Origin of the sequence: Roseibium sp. (genome assembly GCF_048260565.1) — a bacterium.
Taxonomy (GTDB): Bacteria; Pseudomonadota; Alphaproteobacteria; order Rhizobiales; family Stappiaceae; genus Roseibium.
The window spans coordinates 43550-69455 of record NZ_JBLXGP010000004.1; the positions used below are offsets into that span (position 1 = coordinate 43550).

The 25906-nt window shown below is 59.2% G+C and carries 28 protein-coding genes and 1 tRNA gene; 19 read left to right on the forward strand and 10 right to left on the reverse strand.

The window, feature by feature from the left end; all coding sequences use genetic code 11:
• Positions 1–3: 3 nt before the first annotated feature.
• Positions 4–540: an RNA 2',3'-cyclic phosphodiesterase gene (thpR, locus tag ACN0SO_RS11075; protein ID WP_346906421.1), complete on the reverse strand. Its 537-nt coding sequence runs from the start codon at positions 538–540 to the stop codon at positions 4–6.
• Positions 541–814: 274 nt separating this feature from the next.
• On the opposite strand from thpR, the gene ACN0SO_RS11080 reads away from it, so the two are divergent.
• Positions 815–1519 carry a hypothetical protein gene (locus tag ACN0SO_RS11080; RefSeq protein ID WP_417677570.1) on the forward strand — a complete coding sequence of 235 codons (705 nt, stop codon included), beginning with the start codon at positions 815–817 and terminating at the stop codon, positions 1517–1519.
• Positions 1516–2229, forward strand: coding sequence for a class I SAM-dependent methyltransferase (locus ACN0SO_RS11085; protein ID WP_417677572.1), 714 nt, complete (start codon positions 1516–1518; stop codon positions 2227–2229). The genes ACN0SO_RS11080 and ACN0SO_RS11085 overlap by 4 nt, the downstream gene beginning before the upstream one ends.
• Positions 2230–2238: 9 nt before the next feature.
• Here the strand turns inward: ACN0SO_RS11085 and ACN0SO_RS11090 are convergent, their stop codons facing one another.
• A complete protein-coding gene (locus ACN0SO_RS11090) occupies positions 2239–2856 on the reverse strand; it encodes an arylesterase (protein ID WP_417677574.1) in 618 nt (205 codons plus the stop codon).
• A gap of 128 nt (positions 2857–2984) precedes the next feature.
• On the opposite strand from ACN0SO_RS11090, the gene ACN0SO_RS11095 reads away from it, so the two are divergent.
• The 4 genes from ACN0SO_RS11095 (at position 2985) to ACN0SO_RS11110 (ending at position 8046) form a co-directional block, all read left to right on the forward strand.
• Positions 2985–3713, forward strand: a complete 729-nt coding sequence (locus tag ACN0SO_RS11095; RefSeq protein ID WP_417677576.1) for an ABC transporter ATP-binding protein — start codon at positions 2985–2987, stop codon at positions 3711–3713.
• On the forward strand, positions 3710–6280 hold the full coding sequence (locus ACN0SO_RS11100; protein WP_417677578.1) for an ABC transporter permease: 2571 nt from the start codon (positions 3710–3712) through the stop codon (positions 6278–6280). Before ACN0SO_RS11095 ends, ACN0SO_RS11100 begins: the two co-directional genes overlap by 4 nt.
• 81 nt (positions 6281–6361) lie before the next feature.
• Positions 6362–7120 (forward strand): hypothetical protein, encoded by a 759-nt coding sequence (locus ACN0SO_RS11105; RefSeq protein WP_417677580.1) that lies wholly within the window; start codon positions 6362–6364, stop codon positions 7118–7120.
• Between the two features lie 167 nt (positions 7121–7287).
• A complete protein-coding gene (locus ACN0SO_RS11110) occupies positions 7288–8046 on the forward strand; it encodes a Bax inhibitor-1/YccA family protein (RefSeq protein WP_417677582.1) in 759 nt (252 codons plus the stop codon).
• Positions 8047–8173: 127 nt separating this feature from the next.
• On the opposite strand, the gene ACN0SO_RS11115 is transcribed toward ACN0SO_RS11110, so the two are convergent.
• Positions 8174–8578: a DUF2794 domain-containing protein gene (locus ACN0SO_RS11115; RefSeq protein ID WP_417677584.1), complete on the reverse strand. Its 405-nt coding sequence runs from the start codon at positions 8576–8578 to the stop codon at positions 8174–8176.
• Positions 8579–9054: 476 nt separating this feature from the next.
• On the opposite strand from ACN0SO_RS11115, the gene ACN0SO_RS11120 reads away from it, so the two are divergent.
• Positions 9055–9570: a GNAT family N-acetyltransferase gene (locus ACN0SO_RS11120; RefSeq protein WP_417677586.1), complete on the forward strand. Its 516-nt coding sequence runs from the start codon at positions 9055–9057 to the stop codon at positions 9568–9570.
• Between the two features lie 19 nt (positions 9571–9589).
• Here ACN0SO_RS11120 and ACN0SO_RS11125 read toward each other — a convergent pair whose 3' ends face one another.
• Positions 9590–10153 (reverse strand): hypothetical protein, encoded by a 564-nt coding sequence (locus tag ACN0SO_RS11125; protein ID WP_417677588.1) that lies wholly within the window; start codon positions 10151–10153, stop codon positions 9590–9592.
• Between the two features lie 158 nt (positions 10154–10311).
• On the opposite strand from ACN0SO_RS11125, the gene ppa reads away from it, so the two are divergent.
• The gene (ppa, locus tag ACN0SO_RS11130) at positions 10312–10851 is read left to right on the forward strand and encodes an inorganic diphosphatase (protein ID WP_417677590.1); all 540 of its coding nucleotides are present in this window, start codon (positions 10312–10314) and stop codon (positions 10849–10851) included.
• Positions 10852–10904: 53 nt separating this feature from the next.
• On the opposite strand, the gene ACN0SO_RS11135 is transcribed toward ppa, so the two are convergent.
• The 4 genes from ACN0SO_RS11135 to ACN0SO_RS11150 are packed head-to-tail and all read right to left on the reverse strand — an operon-like array spanning position 10905 to position 12809.
• On the reverse strand, positions 10905–11366 hold the full coding sequence (locus tag ACN0SO_RS11135; protein ID WP_417677592.1) for a metallopeptidase family protein: 462 nt from the start codon (positions 11364–11366) through the stop codon (positions 10905–10907).
• Positions 11367–11411: 45 nt separating this feature from the next.
• Entirely contained in the window at positions 11412–11669 is a 258-nt protein-coding gene (locus tag ACN0SO_RS11140) for a hypothetical protein (RefSeq protein WP_417677594.1), read from the reverse strand.
• Entirely contained in the window at positions 11666–12184 is a 519-nt protein-coding gene (locus ACN0SO_RS11145) for a disulfide bond formation protein B (RefSeq protein WP_417677596.1), read from the reverse strand. Before ACN0SO_RS11145 ends, ACN0SO_RS11140 begins: the two co-directional genes overlap by 4 nt.
• A 46-nt stretch (positions 12185–12230) precedes the next feature.
• Positions 12231–12809, reverse strand: coding sequence for a YqaA family protein (locus ACN0SO_RS11150; protein WP_417677598.1), 579 nt, complete (start codon positions 12807–12809; stop codon positions 12231–12233).
• Between the two features lie 274 nt (positions 12810–13083).
• Between ACN0SO_RS11150 and ACN0SO_RS11155 the strand changes: the two genes are divergently transcribed.
• From ACN0SO_RS11155 to ACN0SO_RS11185, 7 genes are all read left to right on the forward strand, one after another.
• Positions 13084–13530, forward strand: coding sequence for a hypothetical protein (locus tag ACN0SO_RS11155; protein ID WP_417677600.1), 447 nt, complete (start codon positions 13084–13086; stop codon positions 13528–13530).
• 253 nt (positions 13531–13783) lie between these two features.
• On the forward strand, positions 13784–15037 hold the full coding sequence (locus ACN0SO_RS11160; protein WP_417677602.1) for an NEW3 domain-containing protein: 1254 nt from the start codon (positions 13784–13786) through the stop codon (positions 15035–15037).
• Positions 15034–15972 (forward strand): ABC transporter ATP-binding protein, encoded by a 939-nt coding sequence (locus ACN0SO_RS11165; protein WP_417677604.1) that lies wholly within the window; start codon positions 15034–15036, stop codon positions 15970–15972. The genes ACN0SO_RS11160 and ACN0SO_RS11165 overlap by 4 nt, the downstream gene beginning before the upstream one ends.
• Entirely contained in the window at positions 15962–16915 is a 954-nt protein-coding gene (locus tag ACN0SO_RS11170; protein WP_417677606.1) for an ABC transporter permease, read from the forward strand. Before ACN0SO_RS11165 ends, ACN0SO_RS11170 begins: the two co-directional genes overlap by 11 nt.
• Positions 16916–17360: 445 nt before the next feature.
• Positions 17361–18047: a DUF4433 domain-containing protein gene (locus tag ACN0SO_RS11175; RefSeq protein WP_417678210.1), complete on the forward strand. Its 687-nt coding sequence runs from the start codon at positions 17361–17363 to the stop codon at positions 18045–18047.
• Positions 18048–19088 (forward strand): macro domain-containing protein, encoded by a 1041-nt coding sequence (locus ACN0SO_RS11180; RefSeq protein WP_417677608.1) that lies wholly within the window; start codon positions 18048–18050, stop codon positions 19086–19088.
• A 318-nt stretch (positions 19089–19406) separates the two neighbouring features.
• Entirely contained in the window at positions 19407–21236 is a 1830-nt protein-coding gene (locus ACN0SO_RS11185) for a potassium/proton antiporter (RefSeq protein ID WP_417677610.1), read from the forward strand.
• A 141-nt stretch (positions 21237–21377) separates the two neighbouring features.
• Here the strand turns inward: ACN0SO_RS11185 and ACN0SO_RS11190 are convergent.
• Positions 21378–21462: transfer RNA gene (locus ACN0SO_RS11190), tRNA-Leu, on the reverse strand.
• A gap of 281 nt (positions 21463–21743) precedes the next feature.
• Between ACN0SO_RS11190 and ACN0SO_RS11195 the strand changes: the two genes are divergently transcribed.
• Together ACN0SO_RS11195 and ACN0SO_RS11200 are read left to right on the forward strand one after the other, a co-directional pair.
• Positions 21744–22280 carry a cupin domain-containing protein gene (locus ACN0SO_RS11195; RefSeq protein WP_417677611.1) on the forward strand — a complete coding sequence of 179 codons (537 nt, stop codon included), beginning with the start codon at positions 21744–21746 and terminating at the stop codon, positions 22278–22280.
• Positions 22281–22351: 71 nt separating this feature from the next.
• On the forward strand, positions 22352–23914 hold the full coding sequence (locus ACN0SO_RS11200) for a CHAD domain-containing protein (protein WP_417677613.1): 1563 nt from the start codon (positions 22352–22354) through the stop codon (positions 23912–23914).
• Positions 23915–23921: 7 nt separating this feature from the next.
• Here ACN0SO_RS11200 and phnF read toward each other — a convergent pair whose 3' ends face one another.
• Positions 23922–24656, reverse strand: a complete 735-nt coding sequence (phnF, locus tag ACN0SO_RS11205; RefSeq protein WP_417677615.1) for a phosphonate metabolism transcriptional regulator PhnF — start codon at positions 24654–24656, stop codon at positions 23922–23924.
• A 126-nt stretch (positions 24657–24782) separates the two neighbouring features.
• Here phnF and phnG point away from each other — a divergent pair, with 126 nt between their 5' ends.
• Positions 24783–25265, forward strand: a complete 483-nt coding sequence (phnG, locus tag ACN0SO_RS11210; protein ID WP_417677617.1) for a phosphonate C-P lyase system protein PhnG — start codon at positions 24783–24785, stop codon at positions 25263–25265.
• The gene (gene phnH, locus ACN0SO_RS11215) at positions 25265–25906 is read left to right on the forward strand and encodes a phosphonate C-P lyase system protein PhnH (protein ID WP_417677619.1); all 642 of its coding nucleotides are present in this window, start codon (positions 25265–25267) and stop codon (positions 25904–25906) included. Before phnG ends, phnH begins: the two co-directional genes overlap by 1 nt.

Consider the following 25906-nt stretch of genomic DNA (forward strand, 5'->3'; position numbering starts at 1 on the left):
AAATCACGCGGCAAGCGGATAGGCTTCTTCCACCAGATAAGGCCCGCCTCCGACGCTCGCCTTGGCGGAAAACAGGACGAAGCGCCCGGCGACGAAGGGTGGCGCCTGGAAGTTCCCTCGTTCCGACAGCCATTTGGCCACGTCCTCGTTGGACGAGGTCCGGCAGCGGGCAATGGTGACGTGAGGCATATACTTGCGCCGCTCCGGCGGCAGGTTGAGACGCTGGATAATCCGTTCCTGCTCGGCCTGAAGCTCGTTGAGCTCCGGTGTCGGTTCGACCCGAGCCCAGACCGCATGCGGCTTGCCGTTGCCGAAGGACCCGAGGCCCGTCAGCCGGATCTCCACCGGCTTGCGGCGGACACGGTCGAGCGCATCGGCAATCTCGTCGGCGGTCCGATCGTCGATATCGCCGATAAATCTCAAGGTGATGTGATAGTTTTCAGGGTCGATCCAGCGGGCGCCCCGAAGGCCTCCCCTGAGCATGGAAAGCATGAGACCTGTCTGGGACGGGATCTCGAGACCTGTAAACAATCGCGGCATGGGGCACCCCTCCGCTGACGCTGATGGGTCCATGAGGAATCAACTTTGCCGCTGGTGCAAGAAGAAATCGTAACCTATTGAAATAGCGAAATAAATCAGATATGAAGCAAATTAATGACTTCTATTTTATCGTACTGGTATTTAGCTTAGACACACTAGATGATTCGATTGGATAGACGGCAAGCTAATTCAACTGCAACAACGCTTCTTATGCGAACTGTCGAAATTTATCTAATTTGGCGCACTTTTGAATGTCAAAATATGGGGGAGAATTATGAAATTCTACATATTAGGAATTATTATTTCTGGGATAATACTATCCTTTTCGATATATCTCTCACTTGAATATTCGCCAGAATATAAAGAATATTCAACTTCTATTATTATACTTTGTGCGGGATTCCTACTATCACTTATAGCAATATTAATTGCAGATAAGCTCTCCACTACAAATATGATTTCCGAGGCGGCAGAAAGCGCGAAAATTGATTTTCAATCGATGCTGCCAAAGGTTTCCAGTTTAAGACGCTTCGAGAACGCCGACGACGCCTTAACTCAGATTGAACAGCAGTTATCCAGGGCAAAAATAGCGTGGAATACGCGTATATCACCAAATCTCAGCCCTGAAAAAAGTAATAAACTAGTTAAATTTGAAGAATCAATTTTAAAGGCAACAAAAATTGGTCTTATATACTATGATGTTGTAAGTGAAAATCATATGCTCTATGCAAAAAGACTGAAGGAAAACACCGAAGATAACAAAGGTAGATATATTCCTTCTATACTCCCAGAGTGCCCACCTACGATAAATTTTATAGCAATTAAATTTAACGACGATGAATATGATTTATATTTTGGCTGGCCTGTGAGCAACATCTCTGGGCAAGAACGCCCCGTATTCCTCACAAGAGACCGCAGGATTGTAGAATACTTTATTGAGTTCCATGGAATACTCCAGCATAATGGATCAAAAATATGAATTTTGGTGCATATTATAATTTTTTCTCCCAATTTATACATGTTTACGAGAAGCACACTAACTTAATAAAAGAATCTATTGAAAACAAATACGATACGGTTATAGATCTATGCTGCGGCCCAGGAATAAATACATTAATATATCAAAAATCGTTAGAATTTGATAATTTTATCTGCATTGACAGCAATACTGAATATTTGGAAGTGGCAAAAAAATTAAATTCAGGAATTAATAATATAAAATACTACAATATTTTGGCGGAAGAATATTTAAATCAAAATAATAATATTAGAAATTCGCTAATTATAATTAGAGGATCGTATCATTTTATTGAAAATGCAATAAGCTTAGATGTATTTCAAAAACAAAAAAGATTATATAATAATTCAACTATAATTATAGAAAGATCAAATCTTTCTGCTGAAATGTATCCATTGAAGGGAGAGGCGAAGGAAAATTTATTAGGTCTAACATCTCCAATTCGACAGAGAAAATTTATCCAAGAAGGTAATAAATGGAAAGATTTTAAAGTCGTTTCTTATGGAGAGACGGAAAATACTGATAAAATAAAATTCTATGAAGCCGTAAAAAGTAGATCAATGTCGTATTTAAACGACATTGAAGATATTGATCTCAATGTATGTATCTCTGAATACGAAGGTTCAATTATCCCTATTTATGAGGAGTACGTAGCATATATTTATGAGTAAATAAAATTCCTAATTAACTCGAGAAATAAGGTCTTCGACCGCAGGTAACATATTCTGCACGATGATGGAAACGCCCTCGCCGGTCGGGTGCATGCCGTCGGCCAGATTGAGCTCCGGCTTCATGGCAACTCCCTGCAGAAAGAACGGATAGAGCAGCGCGCCGTGGATCCGCGACACATCGGCGAAGATCGGATCGAAGCTGGACGCGTAGTCGTCTCCCAGATTGCGGGGCGCCAGCATGCCGGCAACTAGGACCTTCACGTTGCGCTCCGTCAGCCGGCTGACGATCTCGCTCAGGTTCTCACGGGTCTTTTCCGGCGGCAGGCCGCGCAAGGCGTCATTGGCGCCGAGTTCGACGATCACCGCGTTCGCATCCGGTCCCACCGACCAGTCGAGCCTTGCCAGTCCGTCGGCGGTCGTATCCCCGGAAACCCCGGCATTGACCACTTCAACGTCATGCCCGCGCTTTTGAAGCGCGGCCTGCAGCTGCGCCGGGAAAGCCTCGTCAGCCGGAAGCTGATAGCCGGCCGACAGGCTGTCGCCCAGGACGACCAGCTTCAAAGGCTCGGCCGAAACCACAGGACTGAAACCAAGCACCAGAACCGCTGCGGCGAGAAGTTGATACATTTTTGACCACATAAGAAGACTAGCCTACTCCGTGCTTGAGCCCCATATGAGCAGACGTCGCGTCCGCAGGGGCGTCGTGAAACCAGTTTGGGCCGAGGCTCGGTCCGAACCCTTATATAGGACTGAAGATGACGAACGGACCAGTGATCGCCCTGAAAGATGTTCATCTTGCCCTCGGCGAAGGCGCTGGCCGGGTTCATATCCTGAAAGGGATCGATCTCGATATTCAGCCGGGAACCTCCGTCGGGCTGGTCGGTCCCTCCGGATCCGGAAAATCCACATTGCTGATGGTCATGGCCGGTCTGGAACGGGCCGATACGGGTACGGTGAAGGTGGCCGGTTCAGATCTCGGGCCCCTGTCGGAAGACCAGCTGGCCCAGTTCCGCGGACGCAATGTAGGCATCATTTTTCAGTCGTTTCACCTCGTGCCGAACATGACAGCGCTCGAAAACGTCGCCGTTCCGCTGGAACTGGCCGGCGACGGGCAGGCTTTCGACAAGGCCCGCCAGGAACTCGATGCGGTCGGCCTCGGCCATCGCCTGCATCACTATCCCGCGCAGATGTCCGGCGGCGAACAGCAAAGGGTGGCCGTTGCCCGCGCCCTGGTGGTCCGGCCTGAAATCCTGATTGCCGACGAGCCGACCGGAAACCTGGACGATGCGACCGGGACCCAGATTGTCGACCTGATGTTTTCCGCCCAGAAGGAGCGGCACACGACACTCGTTCTCGTGACCCACGATCCCGCCCTGGCGGAGCGATGCGACCGGGTCATCCGGGTCCGCTCCGGAGAGGTTGACGAAAAAGCGCCCGAACCTGTCACGGTCGGCAACGAGGCCAGTACCGGGGCAAGCGCATGAGCGGCTTCGTGGCCAATCCGTCGGGGAGCGGTCTGCGTCTGGCGATCCGTTTCGCCCTGCGCGAACTGCGCGGCGGCCTTCGGGGATTTTACATCTTCATCGCCTGCATCGCGCTCGGCGTCGCCGCCATTGCCGGCGTGACCTCCGTTTCCCGCGCGCTGACGGAGGGCATTTCCGCCGAAGGCCAGTCCATTCTCGGCGGTGATCTGTCCTTCTCCCTGATCCACCGTCAGGCCGACGAAGCGGAAAAGGCCTATCTGAATTCACTCGGCAAAGTCTCCGGCGTTGCCACCATGCGTGCCATGGCGCGGCTTCCCGACGGCAGCGATCAGGCACTTGTCGAACTCAAGGCGGTTGACGGCAATTTCCCCCTGTACGGCCGGATGCAGCTGCAGGACGGTCGGGACCTCGCCGAAGCCCTGTCCCGCAAGGACGGCATCTGGGGCGCTGTCGCGGATCTGTCCCTGCTGGCCCGGCTGAACATCTCGGTCGGAGACGTGCTCGACCTGGGTCGGACCAGGATCCGGATCAACGCCGTCATTGAAAACGAGCCGGACAAGCTGGCCGGCGGCCTGGAATTCGGGCCCCGGCTGATGATTTCCGAGGCCGCGATCGGCGACACGAAACTGGTGCAGCCGGGAAGCCTGGTGCGCTGGCACTACCGCATTCGGCTGCCGAGCGATCCCTCCGATGCAACCCTGGAACGGGTGATCGCTTCCGCCGAAGCCGACATGCCCAAATCCGGCTGGCGGATCCGCTCGCGGGCGAATGCGGCGCCGGGCCTGCAACGCAACATCGACAGGTTCGCCCAGTTCCTGACCCTGGTCGGACTGACCGCACTTGTCGTCGGCGGGGTCGGGGTCGCCAATGCGATCCGCGCCTACCTGGAAACCAAGCGCAACGTGATCGCCAGCTTCAAATGCCTGGGCGCGACCGGCGGCTTCGCCTTTCAGGTCTATCTGGTGCAGATGCTCATCCTGGCCCTGATCGGCATTGCGATCGGTCTGGTCATCGGGGCTATCATTCCCTTCGCGGCCGGCGCGGCCCTGTCCGGTGTCCTGCCGGTTAAACTGGTGACATCGATCTATCCCATGGAGCTGGGTCTCGGCCTCGTCTATGGGCTTCTGACCGCGCTCGCCTTCGCGCTCTGGCCGCTCGGACGCGCCCATGACGTGCCGCCCAGGGCCCTTTTTCGCGACATCGTCTCCGGCAAAGCCCGGCTGCCGCGCAAGCGCTATCTCTTCGCCACCGCCGTCACGGTTCTTCTGCTGGCGGCAATTGCCGTGACCCTTGCCCACGACAAGCGCATCGCCACCATCTACATCGGCGCCTCCGCCGGCGCCTTCATCCTCCTGGTGCTGGTCGCCAGGGGCATCATGGCCATTGCCAGACGGCTGCCCTCGGTCCGCTCCACCGAACTGAGACTCGCCATAGCCAATATCCACCGGCCCGGAGCCCTGACGCCGTCGGTGGTCCTGTCCCTCGGCCTGGGGCTCAGCCTGCTGGTCGCCCTTGCCCTGATCGATGGCAATCTGCGCCGGGAATTGACCGCGACCATCGCCGACCAGGCGCCGAGTTTCTTCTTCATCGACATCCAGGGCTCCGAGCGCGACGCCTTCCAGGCGCTGCTGGAGCGCGAAACCAGGGACGCCGACCTGCAGAGCGTTCCCATGCTGCGCGGCAGACTGGTCGCCCTGAAAGGCGTACCCGTCGATCAGATCGAGGCTCCGCCCTCGGCCGCATGGATTCTGCGCGGCGACCGGGGCATCACTTATGAAGCCCAGCCGCCGAAGAATTCAAAACTCGTCGAGGGCGATTGGTGGCCGGAGAATTATTCCGGAAAACCACTCGTCTCCTTCGAGGCCGAGGCCGCCCGTGACCTCGGCCTGACCATAGGCGACGAGGTCACCGTCAATGTGCTCGGCCGGGAAATCAGCGCCGAGATCGCCAATCTCCGCGAGGTTGAATGGCAGTCGCTTGCCATCAATTTCGTCATGGTCTTCTCCCCCAACACCTTCGCCGGCGCGCCCCACGCCTTCCTCATGACCCTTGGCTGGGACAAGGAGGTCGGCACGGACGAAGAGCTTGGTCTATTGCACTCCGTGGCAAATACCTTCCCGACCGTGACCGCCATCCGGGTCAAGGACGCCATTTCCCAGGTCAACGATCTCGTCGCCCAACTGGCGTGGGCCATTCGCGGCGCGTCCTCCGTCACTCTGATCGCCAGCGTTCTGGTGCTCGCCGGCGCGCTGGCCGCCGGGCACCGCAACCGGATCTACGACGCGGTCATTCTGAAAACCCTCGGCGCCACGAGAACCCGGCTGATGGTCGCCTACGGCCTTGAATATGCCCTGCTTGGCCTGGCCACAGCCGTCTTCGCTTTGATCGCCGGCGGACTGGCCGCCTGGTTCGTGATTTCGGAAATCATGAATGCAAGTTTCACGCTGCTGCCCGTCACCGCTGTGAGCGCGGCCCTGATCGCCCTGGTCCTGACCGTGGGCTTCGGCCTGATCGGCACATGGAAAGTTCTGGGTGAAAAACCGGCTCCGGTTTTGCGTAATCTGTAATCAGCTTGAGACAAGCTGCGAAGTACAGTTATCCTGACGCCTCGCAAGAAGACGATCAATCGGGATGGAAACTGGAGACCGATGCTTAGAAAGACCTTGAGCGCAATCGCCGCAGGAGTGGCCATTGTTGCCGCCACCGCAATCACCACACCGGGTTACGCGGAATCGCCGTTCCATACCGGTGTCTGGCAGCTGAATACGCCGGACGGGCCAAAGGGACTGGTCGTCAGCGACTGGCTGGTGTTCGAAGACGGCCTGCCCAAGCGCTGGCTTTACCGCAGGGCCGGCACCAACGATGCCAACCAGTTCGATTTCTTTACCCGGACCATGGGCACCTCCGAATATGCCCCTTATGGAATCCGGGTCTATCGCACCGGCGAACACGAGATGAAATACACCATCGCCGAAACAGGCAAGGACCCGATCGAGGTCAGCGCCGTGCGCCTGTCGATCCCGAATTTCGAGAATTCCTGCCTGTCCGTGGAGAACAAGGGCGAACGCCTGTTCGGCACCTGGAACGGTACCAAGGCCTCCAATCTCAAGAAACTGCGCCTGACAAAGACCGGCCTGACCATCGACGGCAAGACCATGAAGGTGACGATCGAGCCGGTTCGCACCGGGCGCCTGGGTATCGTCCAGGATGGTAAGGCATTGGCATTTCTGACCGACGCGGGCGGCGATTACGCGGTTCTGCAATGGTTCAACGATGGCATCACGCCGGACCACATGCGCGACCCGAAGCGGGAAATCCTGGACTTCAAGGCTGAGGAGATTGTCCGGACCCCGGGCGGCACATGCGACGGTCAGATCAAGTCGCGTCTCAAGGCCATGAAGAAATAATCCGGGCCATGAAGAATTTATTGGGGCCGGAAACCGGAAATTAAGGCGAACATTGCCAAAATTTCATAATTGCTGTCTTGTCCTGACATCAGGCTTTTCCCATATAGAAAGGGAAAACCGCCGACGGGCCGAAATCCGCGGTAAACTGTAATTGAGAGGATTTTCGAATGTCGACCTTCGACCGGAACACTCAGGCTTCTTATTCGGTGGCCGGCGCTCGTGCCGAAGCTGGCATCGATGAGGGCCTGCGCGCCTACATGCTGGGCGTCTACAACTACATGACCTTCGGCCTGGCCCTGACGGGACTGTTCGCCCTGGGCACCGTATACCTGGCTGTCGACCAAAGCGCTGGCGGAATGGCTCTGACCCAGTTCGGCATGGCCCTTTACGGCAGCCCGCTGAAATGGCTCGTGATGCTCGCGCCGCTCGGCTTCGTCATGTTCCTGTCCTTCCGCATCCAGTCGATGAGCGCATCGACGGCGCGGACGACCTTCCTGGTCTATGCCGCGATCATGGGCATTTCCCTGTCCTCGATCTTCCTGGTTTATACCGGCGGATCGATCGCCCGCGTGTTCTTCATCACGGCTGGTGCCTTCGGTGCGCTGAGCCTCTTCGGCTACACCACCAAGAAGGACCTGTCGGGCTGGGGCTCGTTCCTGTTCATGGGCCTGATCGGCATCGTGATCGCGTCTCTGGTGAACATCTTCCTGGCCTCCAGCGCCCTGCAGTTCGCCATTTCCGTGATCGGCGTCCTGGTCTTCGCCGGCCTGACCGCCTACGACACCCAGCAGATCAAGGAAATGTACTACGAAGGCGACGGCCACGAGGTCGCCACCAAGAAGTCGGTCATGGGCGCCCTTCGCCTCTACCTCGACTTCATCAACATGTTCCTGATGCTGCTGCAGCTGTTCGGCAACCGCAACTAAGCGGTACGCATCCAGACAAACGAAAGCCCGGCCATCGTGCCGGGCTTTTTTGTGCCGATCTCATTAAGAACTGCGAAGTTCGGAATGCAGCCGGAAAGGTCGCATAAGAATGCGCTGCCTCCCGACGTCAGGCGTCGACCAGCCTCAGGTGCTTTTTCTTTTCCAGAACCTTCAGGACCTGCGCAAGATCGTGGCCGCGCTTCAGGATCATGCCGCCGGTCGCGATGACGGAATAGGCGCCCTGCTTGCGAGCGAGCTTCGGATCCTTTTCGATCCGGTACAGCGGCATTTCGGAGCTGCGGCGAAAGACGGAAAAGACCGCCCGGTCTTTCAGGAGATCCATCGCATAGTCGCGCCATTCACCATCGGCAACCATGCGGCCATAGAGCCGCAGAATTGTATCCAGTTCGCGCCTATTGAAGGAAACAACCGGTTTGACCGGAGCCTGGGATGTCTGAGCATTGGGAGAATGCGCGGCAGCCGGCCCCTGGCCGGATCCGCGCAACGACGCGCTGTCTTCGGTTTCGTTCATTCCGCCTCCTGTTCTCCACCAAGGACACCGTCATCGGCCTTGAAGGCAGGATGAGGCCGGTGCGCCTTCGTTCCCACGTCATCTGTTTGTCATGATGCACCCCACGTCGAAGTCTTGGCAAGCCCGGGAAAGAGCAAGCCTGCCTGCGACACCCTGTCTACCGCTCCAAAATCGGGCATATCCAATTCAAAAATCACGTTTTTGCCGCAATCCAGCCCTTGGCAAGCCATTTTGGCCTACCATATTTCACTCATACCCTGATGGGTCGAACGACTTGGGTCTCGGAACGCATTAGCCCCCCAGCCCCCCGATATCCGGGTTTGTTCGAACCAGAGTTTCAGTATCAAACATCAGGGCAACTGAAGGGCCGGCGATCAGCCGGCCCTTTTCATATTCGGGCCCGCGAACTTCAAAACCGGCCCGAAGCAGGGCATTTTCAGACTTCCCCAAACCGCCCGGTATAGTATCCTGTCTTCATGACAACCGCGCTTATAGACCTGCGTCCGGCGACGCCGGAGGATTGCGACGCTCTGGCCGATATACACAGCACGGCCTGGCTCGGGGCCTATCGCGGCCTGCTCAACGGTGTCGAACTCCAAAGGCTCGTCTCCCGGCGAACCGCGCCCTGGTGGCGCGCGGCTCTGTCTCGCGGCGTGCAGATCAAACTGCTGCAGGTCGCCGACGAGCCGGCAGGATATGCCACCTTCGGCACCTGCCGCATCCGGGATCTTGCCAGCGAAGGCGAGATCTACGAACTCTATCTGAAACCGGAATACCAGGGCCTTGGCTTCGGCCGCAGCCTGTTCGAGTCCGTCAGGGCGGAACTCGCCGCCCGCAACCTGTCCGGACTGGCCGTGCAGGTCCTCAGCGACAATGACCCGGCCTGCACGTTCTACAAGGCCCTGGGAGGCAAGTTTGCCGCAAAATCCTGGTACCGCAGCGCCGGCAAGCGCATGGGCTTGTCGGTCTATACCTGGCCGGCGCTGACATGAGCCGGATTGGGCCGGAGCTTCAGTTGAAGTTTCCCGGCCGACCGATGACCAACGGCGCCTGGCTGCAGTCGAAACCGGGGGCGAGTTCGTCGGCGGCCTGACGCGCCAGGACATTGGCATTCGCATTGACCTGCGCATCGACCCGCGCGACCTGACAGGTGGCCCCCGGTGCGATCCGGGTGACGATCAGGATATTGCCTTGCTTGCCGCCGCTGCCCTCGCTCGGGAACCAGCGCAGGATGGTAGCGAAGGGCCGGCCGTCGCGCAGGCGCCATTCGAGCGTGTCGTTGACGGTGTTGAAATTGGGCAGGGTCTGACGGGCGGCCGGTTCGTTTTCCGCATCCGCTCCGAAGGAGACGAACATGCGCAAGTCACCCTCGGTGACATAGACCGGGATACCGGCATAGCCCGGACAGTCCGCTTTGCCGCCGTCGACGCCCTCCTGCTCCTCGCCCGTCGGCTGGCGCCACTGGCAGGCGTCCAGATTGAGCTTGGTGTAGGCGCTGGTGATGTCGGCGGCCCCGGAAACGGCGGGCAAGGCCAGCGAAAGCAAAGCCGCGAGAATCGGTCTTGTAAAAATCATGTTCACCTCAACGCGGCAAACCCGCCTGAAATCGAAGACCCGGGCGCCGTTCGGGCCTATCGGGATTCATCATATCGTTGCAATGCAACAAATTGGGGCTTGCGCTTGCCCGGTCAGGCTGCAATAGACCCATCAACAGCGAACAGGAGTCAAGCAGCATGCGTATCGATGCGGTGCCGATCGGCAAGAACCCGCCCGAAGACATCAATGTGATCGTCGAAGTCTCCGTCGGCGGCGAGCCGATCAAATACGAAATGGACAAGGAAGCCGGCGCCATGTACGTCGACCGCTTCCTCTACACTCCTATGCGCTATCCCGGAAACTACGGCTTCGTCCCGCATACACTGTGCGGCGACGGCGACCCGATCGACGTCGTGGTGGTCAACCAGCGCCCGATCGTACCGGGCGCCATCATGAACTGCCGGCCGATTGGCGTTCTGATCATGGAAGACGAATCCGGCCAGGATGAGAAAATCATTGCCGTTCCGAGCCACAAGCTGACCAAGCGCTACGACAAGGTTCACAGCGTTGCGGATCTGCCGGAAATCACGATCAGCCAGGTCAAGCATTTCTTCGAGCACTACAAGGATCTGGAACCGGGCAAGTGGGTCAAGGTCAAGACCGTCGAAAGCGCCGAAACGGCAAAGCGCATGATCATGGAATCGATCGAGCGCGCCAACAAGCAGGCTGCCGAATAACAGGCACCGGCACTTCGCAGGTCTGACGGATTTATCGGGGCCGCGGCGGATCTTCAGAGGTCGGCCGCGGCCTCGATGCCTTCCATATCCTCGTCCGACAGGCCGAAGTGATGGCCGATCTCATGGACGAGAACGTGTGAAATGATATCGCCGAGACTGTCCTCGCCGCCGGCCCAGTAGTCGAGAATCGGCCGCCGGAACAGCCAGATCCGGTTCGGCCCCTGCCCGGTCCGCAATTCGCCGCCGCCCTGGGCAAGACCGATCCCCTCGAACAATCCGAGAAGACCGTAGAAATCATCGACGCCGACGCTGTCCAGCATCTCCTCGCTGGCCCAGTCCTCAACGGTGATGACCAGATCCCGGCACCTGTCGCGGAATTCATCCGGGAGCGCATCGAACGCGTCCGTCGCGATCTGTTGGAAAACCTTCAGGCCGGGAGGCTGGCGGAGATGCCAGTTGTCCGGGCTTTTCATCGTCCGGGCATTTTCCAGGCCGTCCTTCACCCAATCTTCCATACACCTCTCCTGATGCCGGCCCGCACCGGATCCGACGCCGGGCCTCTAAAGGAGATAGGTCGTGATCAGATAAATGACGAGGCCTATGGCGAATAGAAGCCCGGCGGTCCGGCCGATCCGTGTGCCCCAGACCTCGATCCGATCGGTCTCGTCCGCATCGGCGCCGGCCATATGGTGCTGCGCCCGCTTCGCCATGCGCGCGAGCGTGGAGCCGGTGATCGTCTCGCTTTCGGCGTCCGCGCGATCGATGGCCCGCAAGGCCTCTTCCCGCTTCGCTTCCTGCCGATCCCGATGACTGGTCACGCTTGGCTCTCCCTGACGGCCCCTTTCAGCGAGATTGCCCCGATCAACGCCAGAAGCGCAAGACCGGCCGATGCCACCGCGTTCCAGCCGGCAAAGGAGAGACCGAGAATGCGCAACGCCGCCTCGGTGCAGCTGACGAGCCGGTAACCGTCCAGGTCTCCCAGCAGCGACACTGCCGATGAGGGCGCACCTCCGGTGCCGCCGCAATCGGTCGGACCGGTCCAGAAGTTCCATTCTGCCCCGGCCTGATAGACCCCGAGACCGGAGCCGTAAGCAAAGACAACGACGGTCACAAGCATAACAAGCGCGGCCACCCCGCGACGCCCGGTGGATCCCAGAACCAGGGCCAGTGCCGTCAGCGGCAGTCCGACATAATAAGGCACGCGCTGTTCAAGGCAGAGCTTGCAGGGATCATAGCCACCGATGAGCTGGAAGCCCCAGGCCGTCGCGATGACGGCCAGCCCGCCCAGAAGAAGCACGATCATGGCGGCTTTCGCGGTCGTCTTATTCGTCATTGGTCAATTCACCCCGTCCAGAAGCGGCTTGCTCACGGCAACCTGCCTAAAGCAGCTTTATTGCCGCAAACCCGCCGACCAGCAATACAACAAATACGGTGAACATGAGGCCGAGGCGTTTTTCGATAAAGTCGCGGATCGGCGGCCCGAAGAAGTAAAGCAGCGCCGAGACCACGAAAAACCGGATCCCGCGTGACACCACGCTCGCCAGCATGAAGATCGGCAGGCTGAGACCGGTAACGCCGCTGGCGATCGTGATCACCTTGTAGGGGAACGGCGTCAGGCCGGCGAAGAAAACGAACCACCAGCCCCATTCGTTGAAGAGCCGGCTGAACTCGTCGAACTTGTCGAGATAGCCATAGAAGGACAGGATCGGTTCCGCGATCTCGTAAAACAGGACCGAGCCGATGAAATAACCGAGCAGGCCGCCGATCACCGAGGTGACGGTGCACAGGAACGCCAGATACCAGGCCTTTTCCCGTTTCGCGATCACCATCGGGATCAGCAGCAGGTCCGGCGGGATCGGAAAGACCGAACTCTCTATGAAGGATACGGTTCCAAGCGCGAAATTCGCTCTCGGCCCCGCGGCAAGAGACAGGGTCCAGTCGTAAAGGCGTCTCAACATTCCGGTTACCTCAGCCCGCAATTCCCGCAATCGCTGCGCCCTGCGTCGATTGCGGGCGGGCCGGATGCGCGTGGAAAACGCCTAGAGCCAGATGGGGCCTCGGTCAAGCGGCTTTCGGCCATCCGCATAAATGCGACTGCGTGGACGAAGCCCCATCACAAAATGATCATAATCGAGTCCTAAGCAAACCGCCTCTCGCACTTTCTGCGTCACGAAAATTGGCATCGCAACCGTCATGGCATCGTCGAACAAACCCGGCAAACCGGGATCGAACATGACCAAAGTCCGTTTTCGGCCCGCGTTCAAATTTCCCGGCGCAGTCCTCCTGTGTTTTGTCTTTCTGGCCGCCTCGGCCTTTGCCTTGCCGGCTTCCGCGCAAGGCACTCCGCGCGACGGAGCAATCTCCTCTTCCCGGCTCGAACATTCCGACGCCTCCGCTGCGCGGAACACCGCCCCCGCCGATGATGACGGAACCTTAGATACCGGTGACCGGGGCCTGCTCGATTCCGAGGCCCGGGCTCCCGCCGATTGCAGTGACGGTTTCGATGATGTCGCTGCCACTGCTTTCTCACAGGCTGGCGGCACGGATTTCATCCGAAGCCTGAGCCTGCTCGAAGACAATCGCATTCGTGCCATCTGGCTCGGCCACCGGAGCCCGGTCGCATGGATCGATGACGGATCCCCGCGCATCTACGCCCGACCGCCTCCGGTCATCTCTTAAGGCGCTCCGCGGACGGCGGGTTTGCAATCCATCAGGCGATCATCCCAGGTCGTCACCCGCACCAGTCGCAAGCCTGCCGCTCCCGGCGCTCTTCTTCCTGTGAAACCGAACGGCAAGCCGTCGTCCACACTTCCGGGTCCACCGGCCGTGAGACCGGCGAAGCTTCAGCGTGAACGAGACCGAAGGCCCTCCCGCCGGGCAATCCGGTCGGGCAGATCCCGGCATTTCAGGTTGACTTAAGAGAACATCGAACATGAACCGCATTTCTCACCTCAAGTTACCGGCTAAGTCACCGGCCAAGTCACTGGCCAAGTCCCCAGTCAAATCCTTTGCCAGGGCGCTGGCCGTCATGCTGCCGATATCGGCGGCAGTGCAGCTTGCGACGGGCGCCCCGTCCCTTGCCCAGGACATGCAGACCCGGGACCTCAAGGGGTTCTGGCTGACCACCCCATATCCGGAACTCGCGCTTCGCCCGGGCGAAAAGGAAAACATCCAGCTCACCCTGAAAAACGCCGACATGCCGCCACAGCGCGCGGAACTCGACGTCTCCGGCATTCCCGACGGCTGGGACTGGGCGCTTGAAGGCGGCGGGCGCGAAGTAACCGCGGCCATAGTTCAGCCGAACGGCAGCGAGCGGCTGATGCTCAAGGTAACCCCGCCGGCATCGAGCGCCGACAAGTCCTTCCCGATCAAGGTCACCGCCCATTACGGCAACGCGGTCGCCACCCTGCCGATGACCCTCAAGGTGTCCTCGGCCGCGGCCGGTGGCGTGAAGCTCACCCCGCAGCTGCCCGCCCTGCGCGGCACTGCCAAATCCACCTTCACCTACAAGCTCAAGGTGGCCAACAACGGTGCCGAGGATGCCCTGTTCAACCTGGCCGCCCAGGTTCCGGACGGCTTCCAGACCCGCTTCAAGCAGGGCTACGGCTCCGAGGAAATCACCGGTCTGCCGGTCAAGGCCGGCGCCACCGCCGATCTGACGGTGGAAGTCGTGCCGCCCCATGCCGTCGAGGCCGGGCGCTACCCGATCAAGGTTGCCGTCGCCGACGGCGAAAATGTCGCCAACACCGACCTGAGCCTTGAGGTCACCGGCCAGCCGGAGATCAGCATGGAAGGCCCCCAGGGCCGGCTCAGCGGATCGGCGGTCGCAGGCAAGGACACCAACTTCAGCTTCACCGTCACCAATACCGGAAGCGCGCCGGTCAGCGACATCGCCTTGAGGGCGTCGACGCCCCAGGGCTGGAAGGTGAGCTACGAACCCAAGTCGATCCCCATGCTGGCGCCTGACGCCAAGCAGGAGGTCAATGTCTCGATCCACCCGTCGGAAAAGGCCATTGCCGGCGACTACATGCTCAACCTGACGGCGTCCTCCGGCGCTGCCTCCGACACGGAAAAGTTCCGCGTGACCGTGGAAACCTCGACCATCTGGGGCCTTGCCGGGCTCGGCGTGATCGCGGCCTCGGTGATTGTCCTCGGCGTCTCTGTCACAAGGTACGGCCGGCGATGAGCGACACAGTCATTGAAGCCAGGGGGCTGACCAAGCGCTACGGCAGCAACGTGGCCGTCGCCGGCATCGACTTTTCGGTCGAGGCCGGGGAAGTCATCGGACTGCTTGGGCCCAACGGCGCCGGCAAGACCACCACGATCCTGATGCTGCTCGGCCTGACCGAGGCGGACGGCGGCGATGTCGTCATTCTCGGCAAGGACCCGGTGCGCCAGCCCCTGCAGGTCAAGAGCGACGTCGGCTACCTGCCGGATTCGATCGGGTTCTACAACAACATGACCGGCCGGGAGAACCTTGCCTATACGGCGCGGCTTTCCGGCCAATCGCAAGCCCAAGCGGCGGAGAATATCGCCGCCGCCGTGGAAAAGGTCCGGTTGACGGACGTGGCCGACAAGCGGGTCTCGACCTATTCCCACGGCATGCGCAAGCGGCTCGGCATCGCCGAACTGCTCATGCGCAAGTGCCGCATCGCGATCCTGGATGAGCCGACCTCCGGCCTCGACCCGCAATCGACCCGGGAACTGCTCGACCTGATCCGCAGCCTCAGCAGGGACGGCATGACCATCCTGTTGTCCTCGCACATCCTGGATGCGGTCCAGTCGGTCTGCCACCGCATCGCGTTGTTCAACAAGGGCCGGATCGGGTTCCTCGGCACCACCGAGGAACTGGCCGGCAAACTCGGCGGCGGCGCCTTTGTCGTCGATGTCGAGGCCGATGGCATCGATCTCGTCAAGGCGGCGAAAGCCGCGGACGGGGTCAAGTCGATCACCCCGGACGGAGACGGGCAGTGGCATATCGAGGCGGTACAGGACATCCGCCCCGACCTCGGCCGCCTGATCGTCCAAGCCGGCGGCGACCTGCGCAACATGGACCTGCGCCGGACCCGGCTCGACGAAGCCTACGACCGTTTTTTCAAGGAGTACGGCCATGAAGCGTGAAGGTTCTCCCTTCAAGGGGGTGATGACCGTCGCCTTGAAAGAGGCGGCCGACCACATGACCAGCGCGCGCATGCATCTGATCATGCTGCTCGTGCTGCTGACAGCGATCGGCGCCGTCTACGGCGCCATCACCCACATCCGCGACACCACGTCGGAAGATCCGTTCCTGTTCCTGAAGCTGTTCACCACCGCCCAGCAACCCCTACCGTCTTTCGCCTCCTTCCTCGGCTTTCTGTTGCCGCTGGTGGCGATCGCACTCGGGTTCGATGCGATCAACGGTGAATACGGCAGGCGAACCATGAGCCGGCTTCTGGCCCAGCCGATCTACCGGGACGCGCTCCTGTTCGGGAAGTTTCTCGGCGCGCTTCTGGTGATCGCGATCGCGCTTCTGACGCTGTGGCTTTTGATGACCGGGCTCGGGATCCTGTTCCTCGGCCTGCCGCCATCTGGGCCCGAGCTGGTGCGCGGCATCGCCTATCTGGCGGCGACCCTGGTCTATGCCGGGGTGTGGCTGGCGCTGGCGATGGCGTTCTCGACGCTGATCCGCTCGGCGGCGACAGCGGCCCTTGCCGCCCTTGCCCTGTGGCTGATCCTGAGCGTGTTCTGGAGCATGATCGCCCCGCTTGTCGCAGGCGTCCTCTCGCCGGTCGATCCGTATAACCCGATGACCCTGCTCTCCAATTTCGAGACCCAGCAGGTGATCGCGCGGATCTCGCCGCAGACGCTCTACGGCGAGGTGTCCAGCATGCTGCTCGACCCGGCCAACCGCTCGGTGGGGCCGATCTTCATGAGCCAGCTCCAGGGCGCGCTGATCAACGCCCCGCTGCCGACCATGCAGAGCCTGGTCATCATCTGGCCGCAGATCTCCGGGCTGTTCGCGGCGATGGTGCTCCTGTTCACCCTCGCCTACACCGTCTTCCAGCGTCAGGAAGTCCGAGCCTGACCCTGGCGGAGCGGCGCGCTTTCCGAGGGCGCGCCGCTCCACTTCTAGCAAGCAGAAGAATTTAGAAGCTCGGACCGGCATTAGCCAAGTCTGGACTGTATTCTCTGACGCATTCCGATCAGGAATCGTGATAACGAAAAGAAAACAGGTAATAGTACAAGATTTTCGCCCTGAATCAACCCGTAGTCCGAGAGCGTAGAATAAGAAAATATACTCATTAGGACCATTAAAATTAAATACAATCTGATGCTCATCAGAATTTTAAGCAGAAAATTGCCCCGATATTTCAAATATTCTTGCGTATTAATTCCCCACCGTTTCAGCTGATCGCAAAAGCGGCCAATTTAACTTCGGAACAGTGGACACAATTTTGCGTTGATGATACCGGATAGCATTTCAGATCGAAGGCAAAAAACTCGCCGTGCCCAATCGCTTTCTATTCAGAATGACGTACTTTCAAAATCTGCGGAGATATCTGGCAGATGGTCGAGTCTATGCCAAAAATCATCGGAACATGCAGCCCGGCTTTAGGATTTCATTCAGCGATATTGTGCAGCGTCGCGGAACAGCACAGTTCACAACACCTTGCGGTTCGAACGTGAATGATTTTGTGCCTTTCTATTTTTCACCAATTACAAAAATGGCCTACACGATTCATGTGGGCAATGTTCGCGCAATTAGCCCAACCAATGCCGATCTTGGCATTGCTCAGATGGAAGATGTTGCCTATCTGGTCGTTGAACCGAGCGCACTTTTTGGTAGTGGTCGCGACTGCTGGTTCACCGACTTAGCTTGTAACTCTGCAATCCCACCTTCTTACCAAAATCAGCCGGCCCAGCTCGCCAGCCATGTGAATTGGGCATTATTCGATGAAGCGCCACTAACAGCGACCATTAATGAAATAGGCTACGCTGGTGTCTGCCGTTGGCAGCACGACCGCGATCAACCTGTTCGATATCAAATGCGCAGTAAACAGCGTATGGCCGAATTCATGGTGAAGGACTATTTGAGTATGGACGAGGTTTTGTGCATCATACTGAAAAACGACGCACACCTTGCAACAGTTCAAGGGTGGGTGAACGAGTCAGGCGCAAGCATACCTGTTTATGTCAAACCCAGATGTTATTTTTGAATGATGACAATCGAATACAAAAACGGCGACATGTTCGATGAGCCTACAGAGGCAATCGTAAACACTGTCAATTGCGTCGGTGTCATGGGCAAAGGCGTAGCGCTAGAATTCAAACGACGCTGGCCTGAAAATTTCAAGGCATACAAGAAGCTCTGCGATGCGAAAAAAATCTCACCGGGGAGCATGTTTATTTTTGAGAACCACGACATCCTCAGCAACGGAAAACATCGATACCTAATCAATTTTCCGACCAAACAGCACTGGCGAGCAAAGTCTAAAATCGAATACGTCCGCGAAGGTTTGAGCGACTTTGTAAATCAAGTCAGAGAACTCGGCATTAAATCCGTCGCGCTCCCTCCTCTAGGGTGCGGCAACGGTGGCTTGGATTGGTTAGAGGTGAGGCCGCTCATCGAGAAAAGCCTTTCTGAATTACCGGACGTAAAATTCGTTGTTTTTGCCCCAGTGGCAGAGACAATGAAGCCCGAGCAAGTTTCAGTCCCCAACGATTTGACAGTGGAACGTGCCACAATGATGGTAGCGTTTGCTGAGCTAGAAAAATATTTTGGTGGTCATCTTACGCGCCTGACCGCGCAAAAACTTGCGTACTTCCTTCAAGTCCTAGGAACCGAATTTGGACTAAAATTCTCAAAACAAAAATTCGGACCTTATTCCGAAGCTTTGCATCACGCCTTCAAAGCCATGGAGCTAAAGCATTATATCTACGGCTATAGCAGTGAAGAAAAAACCGTTGTTGTTACACCAGCAACTTATGCTGCGGCAGATGAGTTTTTGAAATCAAGAGACATAGATACTGCCGAATTAATATCAAAGCTTTCACTTTTAATCGATGGTTATGAAACGCCGTATGGAATGGAACTTTTATCTAGCGTTCATTTCCTATCCGTTTCAGAGGGCATAAAGACCCAACCTGAAATGTCGGAAGCTCTGGAAGCATGGAACGACCATAAACGGGACAGCTTCCCTAGAGCAGCAGTGACAGCGGCTATGGATCGACTGAGAGCCGATGACTTGATCAACTAGCCTTCAGGATGTCCGAGCCTGACCCTGGCGGAGCGGCGCGCTTTCCGAGGGCGCGCCGCTCCACTCCGATCCGCTCCCCGCGAACAGGTCCCTCGGCCCTTCCGCAATTTAATTTTCCGGCACACGACGAACTCCGCCCCATCGCCCTTCGCGAGTTCAATCGCGGGCCGACCCGTTTTCGGATGCCTGACACCGCAAACATCAGCGAAGCCGACACGGGACCTTCATGACACATCGACTACATTTGTGTGATGCCCTAGGCTGGCGTGATCAGACCTACTCGTGACCGGCCGTGAAGCGCCGGGAACTGCGGAAACGATGCAAGACCTTGTCGTCAACAACCTCGTCCTGCTGTCTGCGGCAGCCATTATCGTGCTCGGCATCCTGTCGAGCATTGCCGCCGTTCGTTTCGGCGCCCCCCTGCTTCTGGTCTTTCTGGGCATCGGCATGCTGCTCGGCGAGGACGGACCGGTCGGACTGAGTTTCGACAGTTACATCATTGCCTATCTGATCGGCTCGGCCGCACTGGCCGTGATCCTGTTCGATGGCGGCATGCGTACCCGCCTTTCCACGATTCGCTCGGTTGCCGCGCCCGCCCTGGCGCTTTCCACGGTAGGCGTCCTTGTCACGGCCTTTCTCACCGGTGTGTTCGCCCACTATGTCATCGGGTTCGGCTGGATCGTCAGTTTCCTGCTCGGATCCATTGTCGCATCGACCGATGCCGCCGCCGTGTTCTTCCTGCTGAAGGCCGGAGGTCTCAAACTCCGGGGCAGGGTCGGGCCGGTGCTGGAAACGGAATCCGCCACCAACGACCCCATGGCCCTGTTTCTCACGCTCGCCCTGCTGGAATTCGCCCTGGTGAGCGCCGCGCCCAATGCCGCCAATCCCCTTGCCGGAACCCTGGTTCTGTTTTTCCAGCAGTTTGCCCTCGGGGCCCTGATCGGGATCGCCGGAGGGTTCGCCCTGGTCTGGATCCTGTCCCGAATGCCGTTGTCGGGAGGACTGCTGCCGCTTTTCGTTCTTGCGGCCGCAATCGTGATCTTCACCGTCTCCGCGTTGCTCAATGCCAGCGGGTTCCTGGCCGTTTACCTGGCAGGCCTCGTCCTCGGCAACCGGCCTGTTCGGGCATTTCCTTCCTTGTTGAACTTCATGGACAGTTCCACGTGGATGGCACAACTGGTCATGTTCGTGATGCTCGGTTTGCTGGTGACGCCAAGCAAAATGGCCGACTACGCCTTCACGGCGGTCCTGATCGCCGTGTTTCTGATGCTGGTGGCACGGCCCCTTGGCGTGCTGGCCTCGCTGGCGCCGTTCCGCTTCACAAAGTCGGAAACCATTTACGTGTCATGGGTCGGCCTGCGCGGTGCAGTGTCCATTTTTCTGGCCACCTTGCCGGTTCTGGCGCATTTGCCGGGCGCACAGCTGTTTTTCAACCTGGCGTTCGTCGTGGTCCTGGTTTCGCTGATTGCGCAAGGAGCGTCTCTGGGCTGGACCGCGCGGCTCCTCAAACTGGCCTTGCCGGATACGGCGCCCGCCGTGAAGCGTTTCGAGATCGATCTGCCGGGTCAGCAGCAGCTGGAACTGGTCGCCTATCCCGTGGAGGAAGGGTGCTCCTACCTAACAGCATCCTATACGCCCGTCTGGCTCAAGCCGGTTTTCGTCGTCAGGGGCGACGAGGTCGTATCGACGGAACAGGCCGGCCCGCTGACCCCCGGCGACTATGGCTACTTCCTGGTTCCGCCCAAAAGAATCACACGCCTCGATGCGCTGTTCGACACATCCGCCACGGCCCTGAAAACCGCCGATTTCCAGGGCTTCGCATTCAACAGCACCGTCGCCCTCAACGCGCTCGCGGAAGAGTACAAATTCGAGCTTCCCGACCAATACCGGGAATTGACCATTGCCCAGGCCTTCGCGGAGCGGTTCGGCGAGGTTCTTCGTGTCGGAGACCGGCTTGAACTGGACAATCTTGATCTGGTCGCGGTGGACCTCGAAGGCGACACTGTTTCCCGGGTTATTCTGGAATTGCCGGAGGAACCGGAATGGCCGGATCGTGCCAAGGTTCACCTGGCCAGAATTGCAGCTTTTCTGCGTATCGGGCTCAGCAAATGGCGGACGGCGAAGGAGCAGCCCCAGTCCCCCGATTGAAATAGCGAAAGCAGCGCAAGAACTACGCGCTCAAGCAGGCGAAGCCGATAGCGCAAGAAAACTGCGCTCAAGCAGGCTGAAGGCCGGTAGCGGAATAACAACGCGCTCAAGTAGCCCAAAGGGCGGTAGCGCATATAAGGATGGTGCCCCCCGCCGGAATCGAACCGGCACTCCCGAAGGAACGGGATTTTGAATCCCGCGCGTCTACCAGTTCCGCCAGAGGGGCAACTGACACCGAAATCGGTCTCTATCACGCCCTTGAGGTTTTGCGCAAGAACGACCGCACCGGTTCTCACGGGGTTTCTTGGCCCGAAATTACACGCCTGCCGGTTGGCCGGAAAGCCGACAGGGCGCCTGTTGGTGAGGATCTGTTTACCGCGTCTGGAAAATGTGCCCCGCGAAAGCCGGAAAACGCCCCTGAAGACCCCGATCGTAAGGAGGCTTTCAATGAATTGCGTGGCAGGTTCCGGCAATTGTTTACGACCGAATTTTTCAGGGGGACATACCATGGGAACTGTTCATTCGGGAGGCACCGGCCTCAGAGCGATCGCCAGAAACCTGGGATTTGTGGCACCGGTCCCTGACATCGACCGGCGCAGCGCGCCGGGAAAATTCACCCAGGCCGTCCTCGATGTCAGCAGACTGGAGCCGCGTCCGATCCGGCCGGAATGGGTCCTCGAGGGTCAGCCGGAAGCCCGTTGCGCAAATCTTTCCATCGGCACCCGTGGCTGGGGCAGCACCGATCATTGGTCCTGCACCGCCGGCAAGTTCCGCTGGCATTTTGGGTGGGACGAAACCGTTTTGTTTCTGGAAGGCGAAGTCCGGATCACCGACGAGACCGGAAAGGTCTATCTGGGCCAGCCCGGCGTCAGCGTTTTCTTCCCGGCAGGCACATCGTCGGTCTGGGAAGTGCCGACTTATATCCGGAAAATCGCCTTCAACCATCGCCCGGTTCCCCGTTACGCCCATCTGGCGGATCGCATCGTGAACAAGCTGCAGCGCATGACCGGGCTGGTTCCGGCGGCAAAGGGCGGCCTCGGCTAGGCTCCTGCGACAAAGGCGCAAATTGTGCGCTTCATCTGGACAGCGATTTTGCTCTTGGGTAAGTAGAATTCATGAGCAAATCGCCCAAGGAAATCGAGCTGAAGCTCGAAGTGTCACCAGACGTTCTCGATCAGCTGAAACGCGGCGGAGCATTGCAACGCTTCGCCGGCGGCCGGGCCGTCACCAAACCCTTGCTGTCGATCTATTTCGACACCCCCGACCAGGCGCTGCGCAAGGCGAAAATCTCGTTGCGCGTCCGCAAGGTCGGGCGGTCCTGGGTGCAGACCGCGAAGCTTGGAACCGGGGTAAGGGGGGGGCTTTCCAGTGCCGTGGAAGCGGAACATCCGGTGCGCGGACGGGCGATCGACTTTTCGGTCATCGAGGACGCCGGCGTTCTCAAGACCCTCACCGATGTCATCGGTGACAAGCCGCTTACCGAGTGCTTCGAAACCGACATCCGCCGCACGACCCGCCTGCTGACCTCAAAGGAAGACGGCAGCGAGATCGAGGTTGCCTTCGATCTGGGCGAGGTCAAGGCCGGCGAGCGGACCCAAACCCTGGCCGAGGTCGAATTCGAACTGAAAACCGGTTCCGGCGCCCGCCTGCTCGAAGCGGCGCGCGAGATTGTGGGCGCGGCCCCGTTCCGCCTGTCGCCCTGGTCCAAGGCCGAACGCGGCTTTCGTCTTGCCGAAGGCGCGGCGGAAACCGGCATCCGGCCGAAAAGCGCCGGGGATATCGCCTTGCCGCCGGATGAAACCGTCGAGCTGGCCTTCCGGGAAATCCTGCGTTCCTGCCTGACGCAGATCGCGGACAATCGGGTCGCCATTCTGGAAAGCGACGATCCGGAGGGTCCGCACCAGTTTCGGATCGGACTGCGCCGGCTGCGCAGCGCCTTCCGCTTGTTCAAGCCGGTCCTCAATCCGCAGACCCTCAAGGACCTCGACGCCCAGGCCCGCGTCCTGGCAACGGAAGCCGGCAAGGTGCGCGACCTTGACGTGCTGACGGATGAAATCGTTTCGCCGCTGGCAAAGGTTGCCCCGCAAGGCATCGGCCTTGAGCCGCTTCTTGAGCATCTTCGCACCATTCGCGAGGAAAGCCGCGCCGCCCTGCACGCCCATCTGAGCGCGCCGGACGTCAACGCCTTCCTGTTCGATCTGGCCGCCTACACGGAAGGCCGGGGCTGGCTCGACATCGACAATTTCGATCAGACCGCCCGGCTCGCCCAGACGATCCGCGTCTATTCGCGCAAAGCGCTCGACAAGCAGTGGAAGAAGGTTTCCAGCTACGGCTCCAGGATCGACGATCTGACGATCCCCGAACGCCATGAAATGCGCAAGGCGCTCAAGAAGCTGCGCTACGGCGTCGAATTCTTCGGCAGCCTATATCCGAAGTCGGACCTCAAGCCGTTCCTGAAACGCATGAAACGGCTGCAGGACATCTTCGGCTATCTGAACGATGTCGCCATGGCGGAAAAACTCGCTGCCCTGCCCGATATCGACGGCAAGTCCTCACGACAGGTGCTGCTGGCGATCGGCTTCGTCATCGGCTGGCACGAGGCGCAGTCCTCCGGCACATGGCCGCACGCCAAGGGCTACTGGCAGGACACGAAAAAGGTGCCGAAGTTCTGGCTCTGACGAGGTCTCAGCTTTCCACGACGAGCTGGATCCGGTCCGCAGCCATGCGGGTCCGCGTGTACTGCATGGGCTCGCCCTCCGCGTCGAGGTTCAGGCTTTCCACGACCAGGACCGGCTGGCCCGATGCGACATTGAGGACCGCGACGTCCTGCGGGTCGACCAGTTCCGCCGTCACCCGGCTTTCCTTGCGCCGGTAGTCTTCGACACCCGCCTTTGCCAGCGCCTTGGTAATCGATCCGGTTTCCGCGTAGTCGGCGACCAGATTCGGGAACCGGCTCTGTTCGAACCAGCTGGTGCCGATCATCACCGGTATCCCGTCGGCGACCCGCAGGTTTTCGATCCGGATCAGCAACGTTCCGATGGGCACCTTCAACCAGTTCGCCAGCAAGGCATCGGCTTCTTCCGTTCCCGAGCCGATCAGCCGGCCGCTCGGCGCCTTGTCCTGGCCGGAAACAATTTCGGAAAACCGCGTGCGTGACGTGATCGGATAGCTGATCGGGGCGGCCGCGACGAACGTGCCCCGGCCCTGGTCGGCGCGCAAAATCCCTTCCGCCGTCAGCGCGGCGATGGCCCGGCGCACCGTATGGCGATTGACGCCGAAGCGGGCGGCAATCTCCGATTCCGGCGGCAGGCGACTGCCTTTCTCGAAGGCGCCGCTGGCGATTTCCGCTTTCAGCCATTCCATGATCTGACGCCAGATGGCGATTCCCGCGCCCCGATCAAGTGTCGTTCGTATTGTCATCTGTCCGTCATCAAAGGTCTGTAGTCAGGAAGCAACCGAAAAATTCGTCTATACAAATAGACAAATTCGTTCTAACAAACAACCCATCAGACACAGGCGCCCCACCTCCAACCAAGGCGACCCCCTATGACCGATACACCTGCTTCCCCCTCCGCATCCGACCAGCCACCCGGTCTCGACCGCAAGGCGGTCATGTCCGTCCTGGCCTCCGCCTCGGCAGAAGATCTCGAGACGGTCTATGCCCGCATCGGCACGCCGCCGGCCTTCGAGATGGTCCGCCAGCCGGAAACCGGCCTCGTCATGGTCCGTGGTCGCATGGGCGGCACCGGCAGCCCCTTCAACCTCGGCGAAGTCACGGTGACACGCTGCGTGGTCCGCCTTGAGAGCGGCGAGGCCGGCAGTTCCTATTGTCTCGGCCGGCACAAGCAGAAAGCCTTGCAGGCCGCCGTCATCGACGCTCTTTGGCAGCGCCCGGACGACCGCGAGCGGGTCGAGACGGAAATCGTCGCCCCGCTCGCGCGGATCCGCTCAAAGGCCGATGAGGACCTGAAAGCGGAGACCGCAGCCACCAAAGTCGATTTTTTCACCATGGTGCGGGGAGACAACTGATGACCGCCCTCAACCAGACTTCCGGCCCGAACGGCAAGACCGCGCCCCTGGCCGCCGGTTTTGCCGACCCGGTTCACGATGCCCAGCGCTGCTTCCGCACGATCATGAATGCCATGGCCCGTCCGGGCAGCCTGCAGGCAATCGACACCGGCGGGCTGAACCCGCCCGCGCCGCTCTCGGCCGTCGCCGCCGCCATCGCGCTGACCCTGTTCGACTACGACACGCCGGTGTGGCTGGACAAACCGTTTGCCCGGTCCGAAGCGGTGAAGACCTTTCTGCGCTTCCACACCGGCGCGCCCATCGTCAGCGAGCCGGTTGAGGCCGCTTTCGCGCTGATCGCCGACCCGGCCCATCTGAGCAGCCTGGGCAAGTTCCATCAGGGCACGCTGGAATATCCGGACCGTTCGGCCACCCTGATCCTGACAGGGCAGACCCTCACCAACGACGGCCCCGTCCAACTCTCCGGTCCGGGGATCGAAACCGAAACCGCGTTCTCCGCTGGTCCGGTTTCCCCCGCCTTCTGGGATCAGGTGAAGGCCAACAATGCGCAGTTTCCGCGCGGCGTCGACCTGATCTTCACGGGATCCGCAGAGATCGCGGCCCTGCCCCGTTCCACGACCGTCACCATTCGGGAGGCCTGA

What these genes read in the sequence shown, in the direction of transcription:
- thpR (WP_346906421.1), bottom strand. Translation starts at nt 540, where the DNA reads ATGCCGCGATTGTTTACAGGTCTCGAGATCCCGTCCCAGACAGGTCTC.
- ACN0SO_RS11080 (WP_417677570.1), top strand. Translation starts at nt 815, where the DNA reads ATGAAATTCTACATATTAGGAATTATTATTTCTGGGATAATACTATCC.
- ACN0SO_RS11085 (WP_417677572.1), top strand. Translation starts at nt 1,516, where the DNA reads ATGAATTTTGGTGCATATTATAATTTTTTCTCCCAATTTATACATGTT.
- ACN0SO_RS11090 (WP_417677574.1), bottom strand. Translation starts at nt 2,856, where the DNA reads ATGTATCAACTTCTCGCCGCAGCGGTTCTGGTGCTTGGTTTCAGTCCT.
- ACN0SO_RS11095 (WP_417677576.1), top strand. Translation starts at nt 2,985, where the DNA reads ATGACGAACGGACCAGTGATCGCCCTGAAAGATGTTCATCTTGCCCTC.
- ACN0SO_RS11100 (WP_417677578.1), top strand. Translation starts at nt 3,710, where the DNA reads ATGAGCGGCTTCGTGGCCAATCCGTCGGGGAGCGGTCTGCGTCTGGCG.
- ACN0SO_RS11105 (WP_417677580.1), top strand. Translation starts at nt 6,362, where the DNA reads ATGCTTAGAAAGACCTTGAGCGCAATCGCCGCAGGAGTGGCCATTGTT.
- ACN0SO_RS11110 (WP_417677582.1), top strand. Translation starts at nt 7,288, where the DNA reads ATGTCGACCTTCGACCGGAACACTCAGGCTTCTTATTCGGTGGCCGGC.
- ACN0SO_RS11115 (WP_417677584.1), bottom strand. Translation starts at nt 8,578, where the DNA reads ATGAACGAAACCGAAGACAGCGCGTCGTTGCGCGGATCCGGCCAGGGG.
- ACN0SO_RS11120 (WP_417677586.1), top strand. Translation starts at nt 9,055, where the DNA reads ATGACAACCGCGCTTATAGACCTGCGTCCGGCGACGCCGGAGGATTGC.
- ACN0SO_RS11125 (WP_417677588.1), bottom strand. Translation starts at nt 10,153, where the DNA reads ATGATTTTTACAAGACCGATTCTCGCGGCTTTGCTTTCGCTGGCCTTG.
- ppa (WP_417677590.1), top strand. Translation starts at nt 10,312, where the DNA reads ATGCGTATCGATGCGGTGCCGATCGGCAAGAACCCGCCCGAAGACATC.
- ACN0SO_RS11135 (WP_417677592.1), bottom strand. Translation starts at nt 11,366, where the DNA reads ATGGAAGATTGGGTGAAGGACGGCCTGGAAAATGCCCGGACGATGAAA.
- ACN0SO_RS11145 (WP_417677596.1), bottom strand. Translation starts at nt 12,184, where the DNA reads ATGACGAATAAGACGACCGCGAAAGCCGCCATGATCGTGCTTCTTCTG.
- ACN0SO_RS11150 (WP_417677598.1), bottom strand. Translation starts at nt 12,809, where the DNA reads ATGTTGAGACGCCTTTACGACTGGACCCTGTCTCTTGCCGCGGGGCCG.
- ACN0SO_RS11155 (WP_417677600.1), top strand. Translation starts at nt 13,084, where the DNA reads ATGACCAAAGTCCGTTTTCGGCCCGCGTTCAAATTTCCCGGCGCAGTC.
- ACN0SO_RS11160 (WP_417677602.1), top strand. Translation starts at nt 13,784, where the DNA reads ATGAACCGCATTTCTCACCTCAAGTTACCGGCTAAGTCACCGGCCAAG.
- ACN0SO_RS11165 (WP_417677604.1), top strand. Translation starts at nt 15,034, where the DNA reads ATGAGCGACACAGTCATTGAAGCCAGGGGGCTGACCAAGCGCTACGGC.
- ACN0SO_RS11170 (WP_417677606.1), top strand. Translation starts at nt 15,962, where the DNA reads ATGAAGCGTGAAGGTTCTCCCTTCAAGGGGGTGATGACCGTCGCCTTG.
- ACN0SO_RS11175 (WP_417678210.1), top strand. Translation starts at nt 17,361, where the DNA reads ATGACGTACTTTCAAAATCTGCGGAGATATCTGGCAGATGGTCGAGTC.
- ACN0SO_RS11180 (WP_417677608.1), top strand. Translation starts at nt 18,048, where the DNA reads ATGATGACAATCGAATACAAAAACGGCGACATGTTCGATGAGCCTACA.
- ACN0SO_RS11185 (WP_417677610.1), top strand. Translation starts at nt 19,407, where the DNA reads ATGCAAGACCTTGTCGTCAACAACCTCGTCCTGCTGTCTGCGGCAGCC.
- ACN0SO_RS11195 (WP_417677611.1), top strand. Translation starts at nt 21,744, where the DNA reads ATGGGAACTGTTCATTCGGGAGGCACCGGCCTCAGAGCGATCGCCAGA.
- ACN0SO_RS11200 (WP_417677613.1), top strand. Translation starts at nt 22,352, where the DNA reads ATGAGCAAATCGCCCAAGGAAATCGAGCTGAAGCTCGAAGTGTCACCA.
- phnF (WP_417677615.1), bottom strand. Translation starts at nt 24,656, where the DNA reads ATGACAATACGAACGACACTTGATCGGGGCGCGGGAATCGCCATCTGG.
- phnG (WP_417677617.1), top strand. Translation starts at nt 24,783, where the DNA reads ATGACCGATACACCTGCTTCCCCCTCCGCATCCGACCAGCCACCCGGT.
- phnH (WP_417677619.1), top strand. Translation starts at nt 25,265, where the DNA reads ATGACCGCCCTCAACCAGACTTCCGGCCCGAACGGCAAGACCGCGCCC.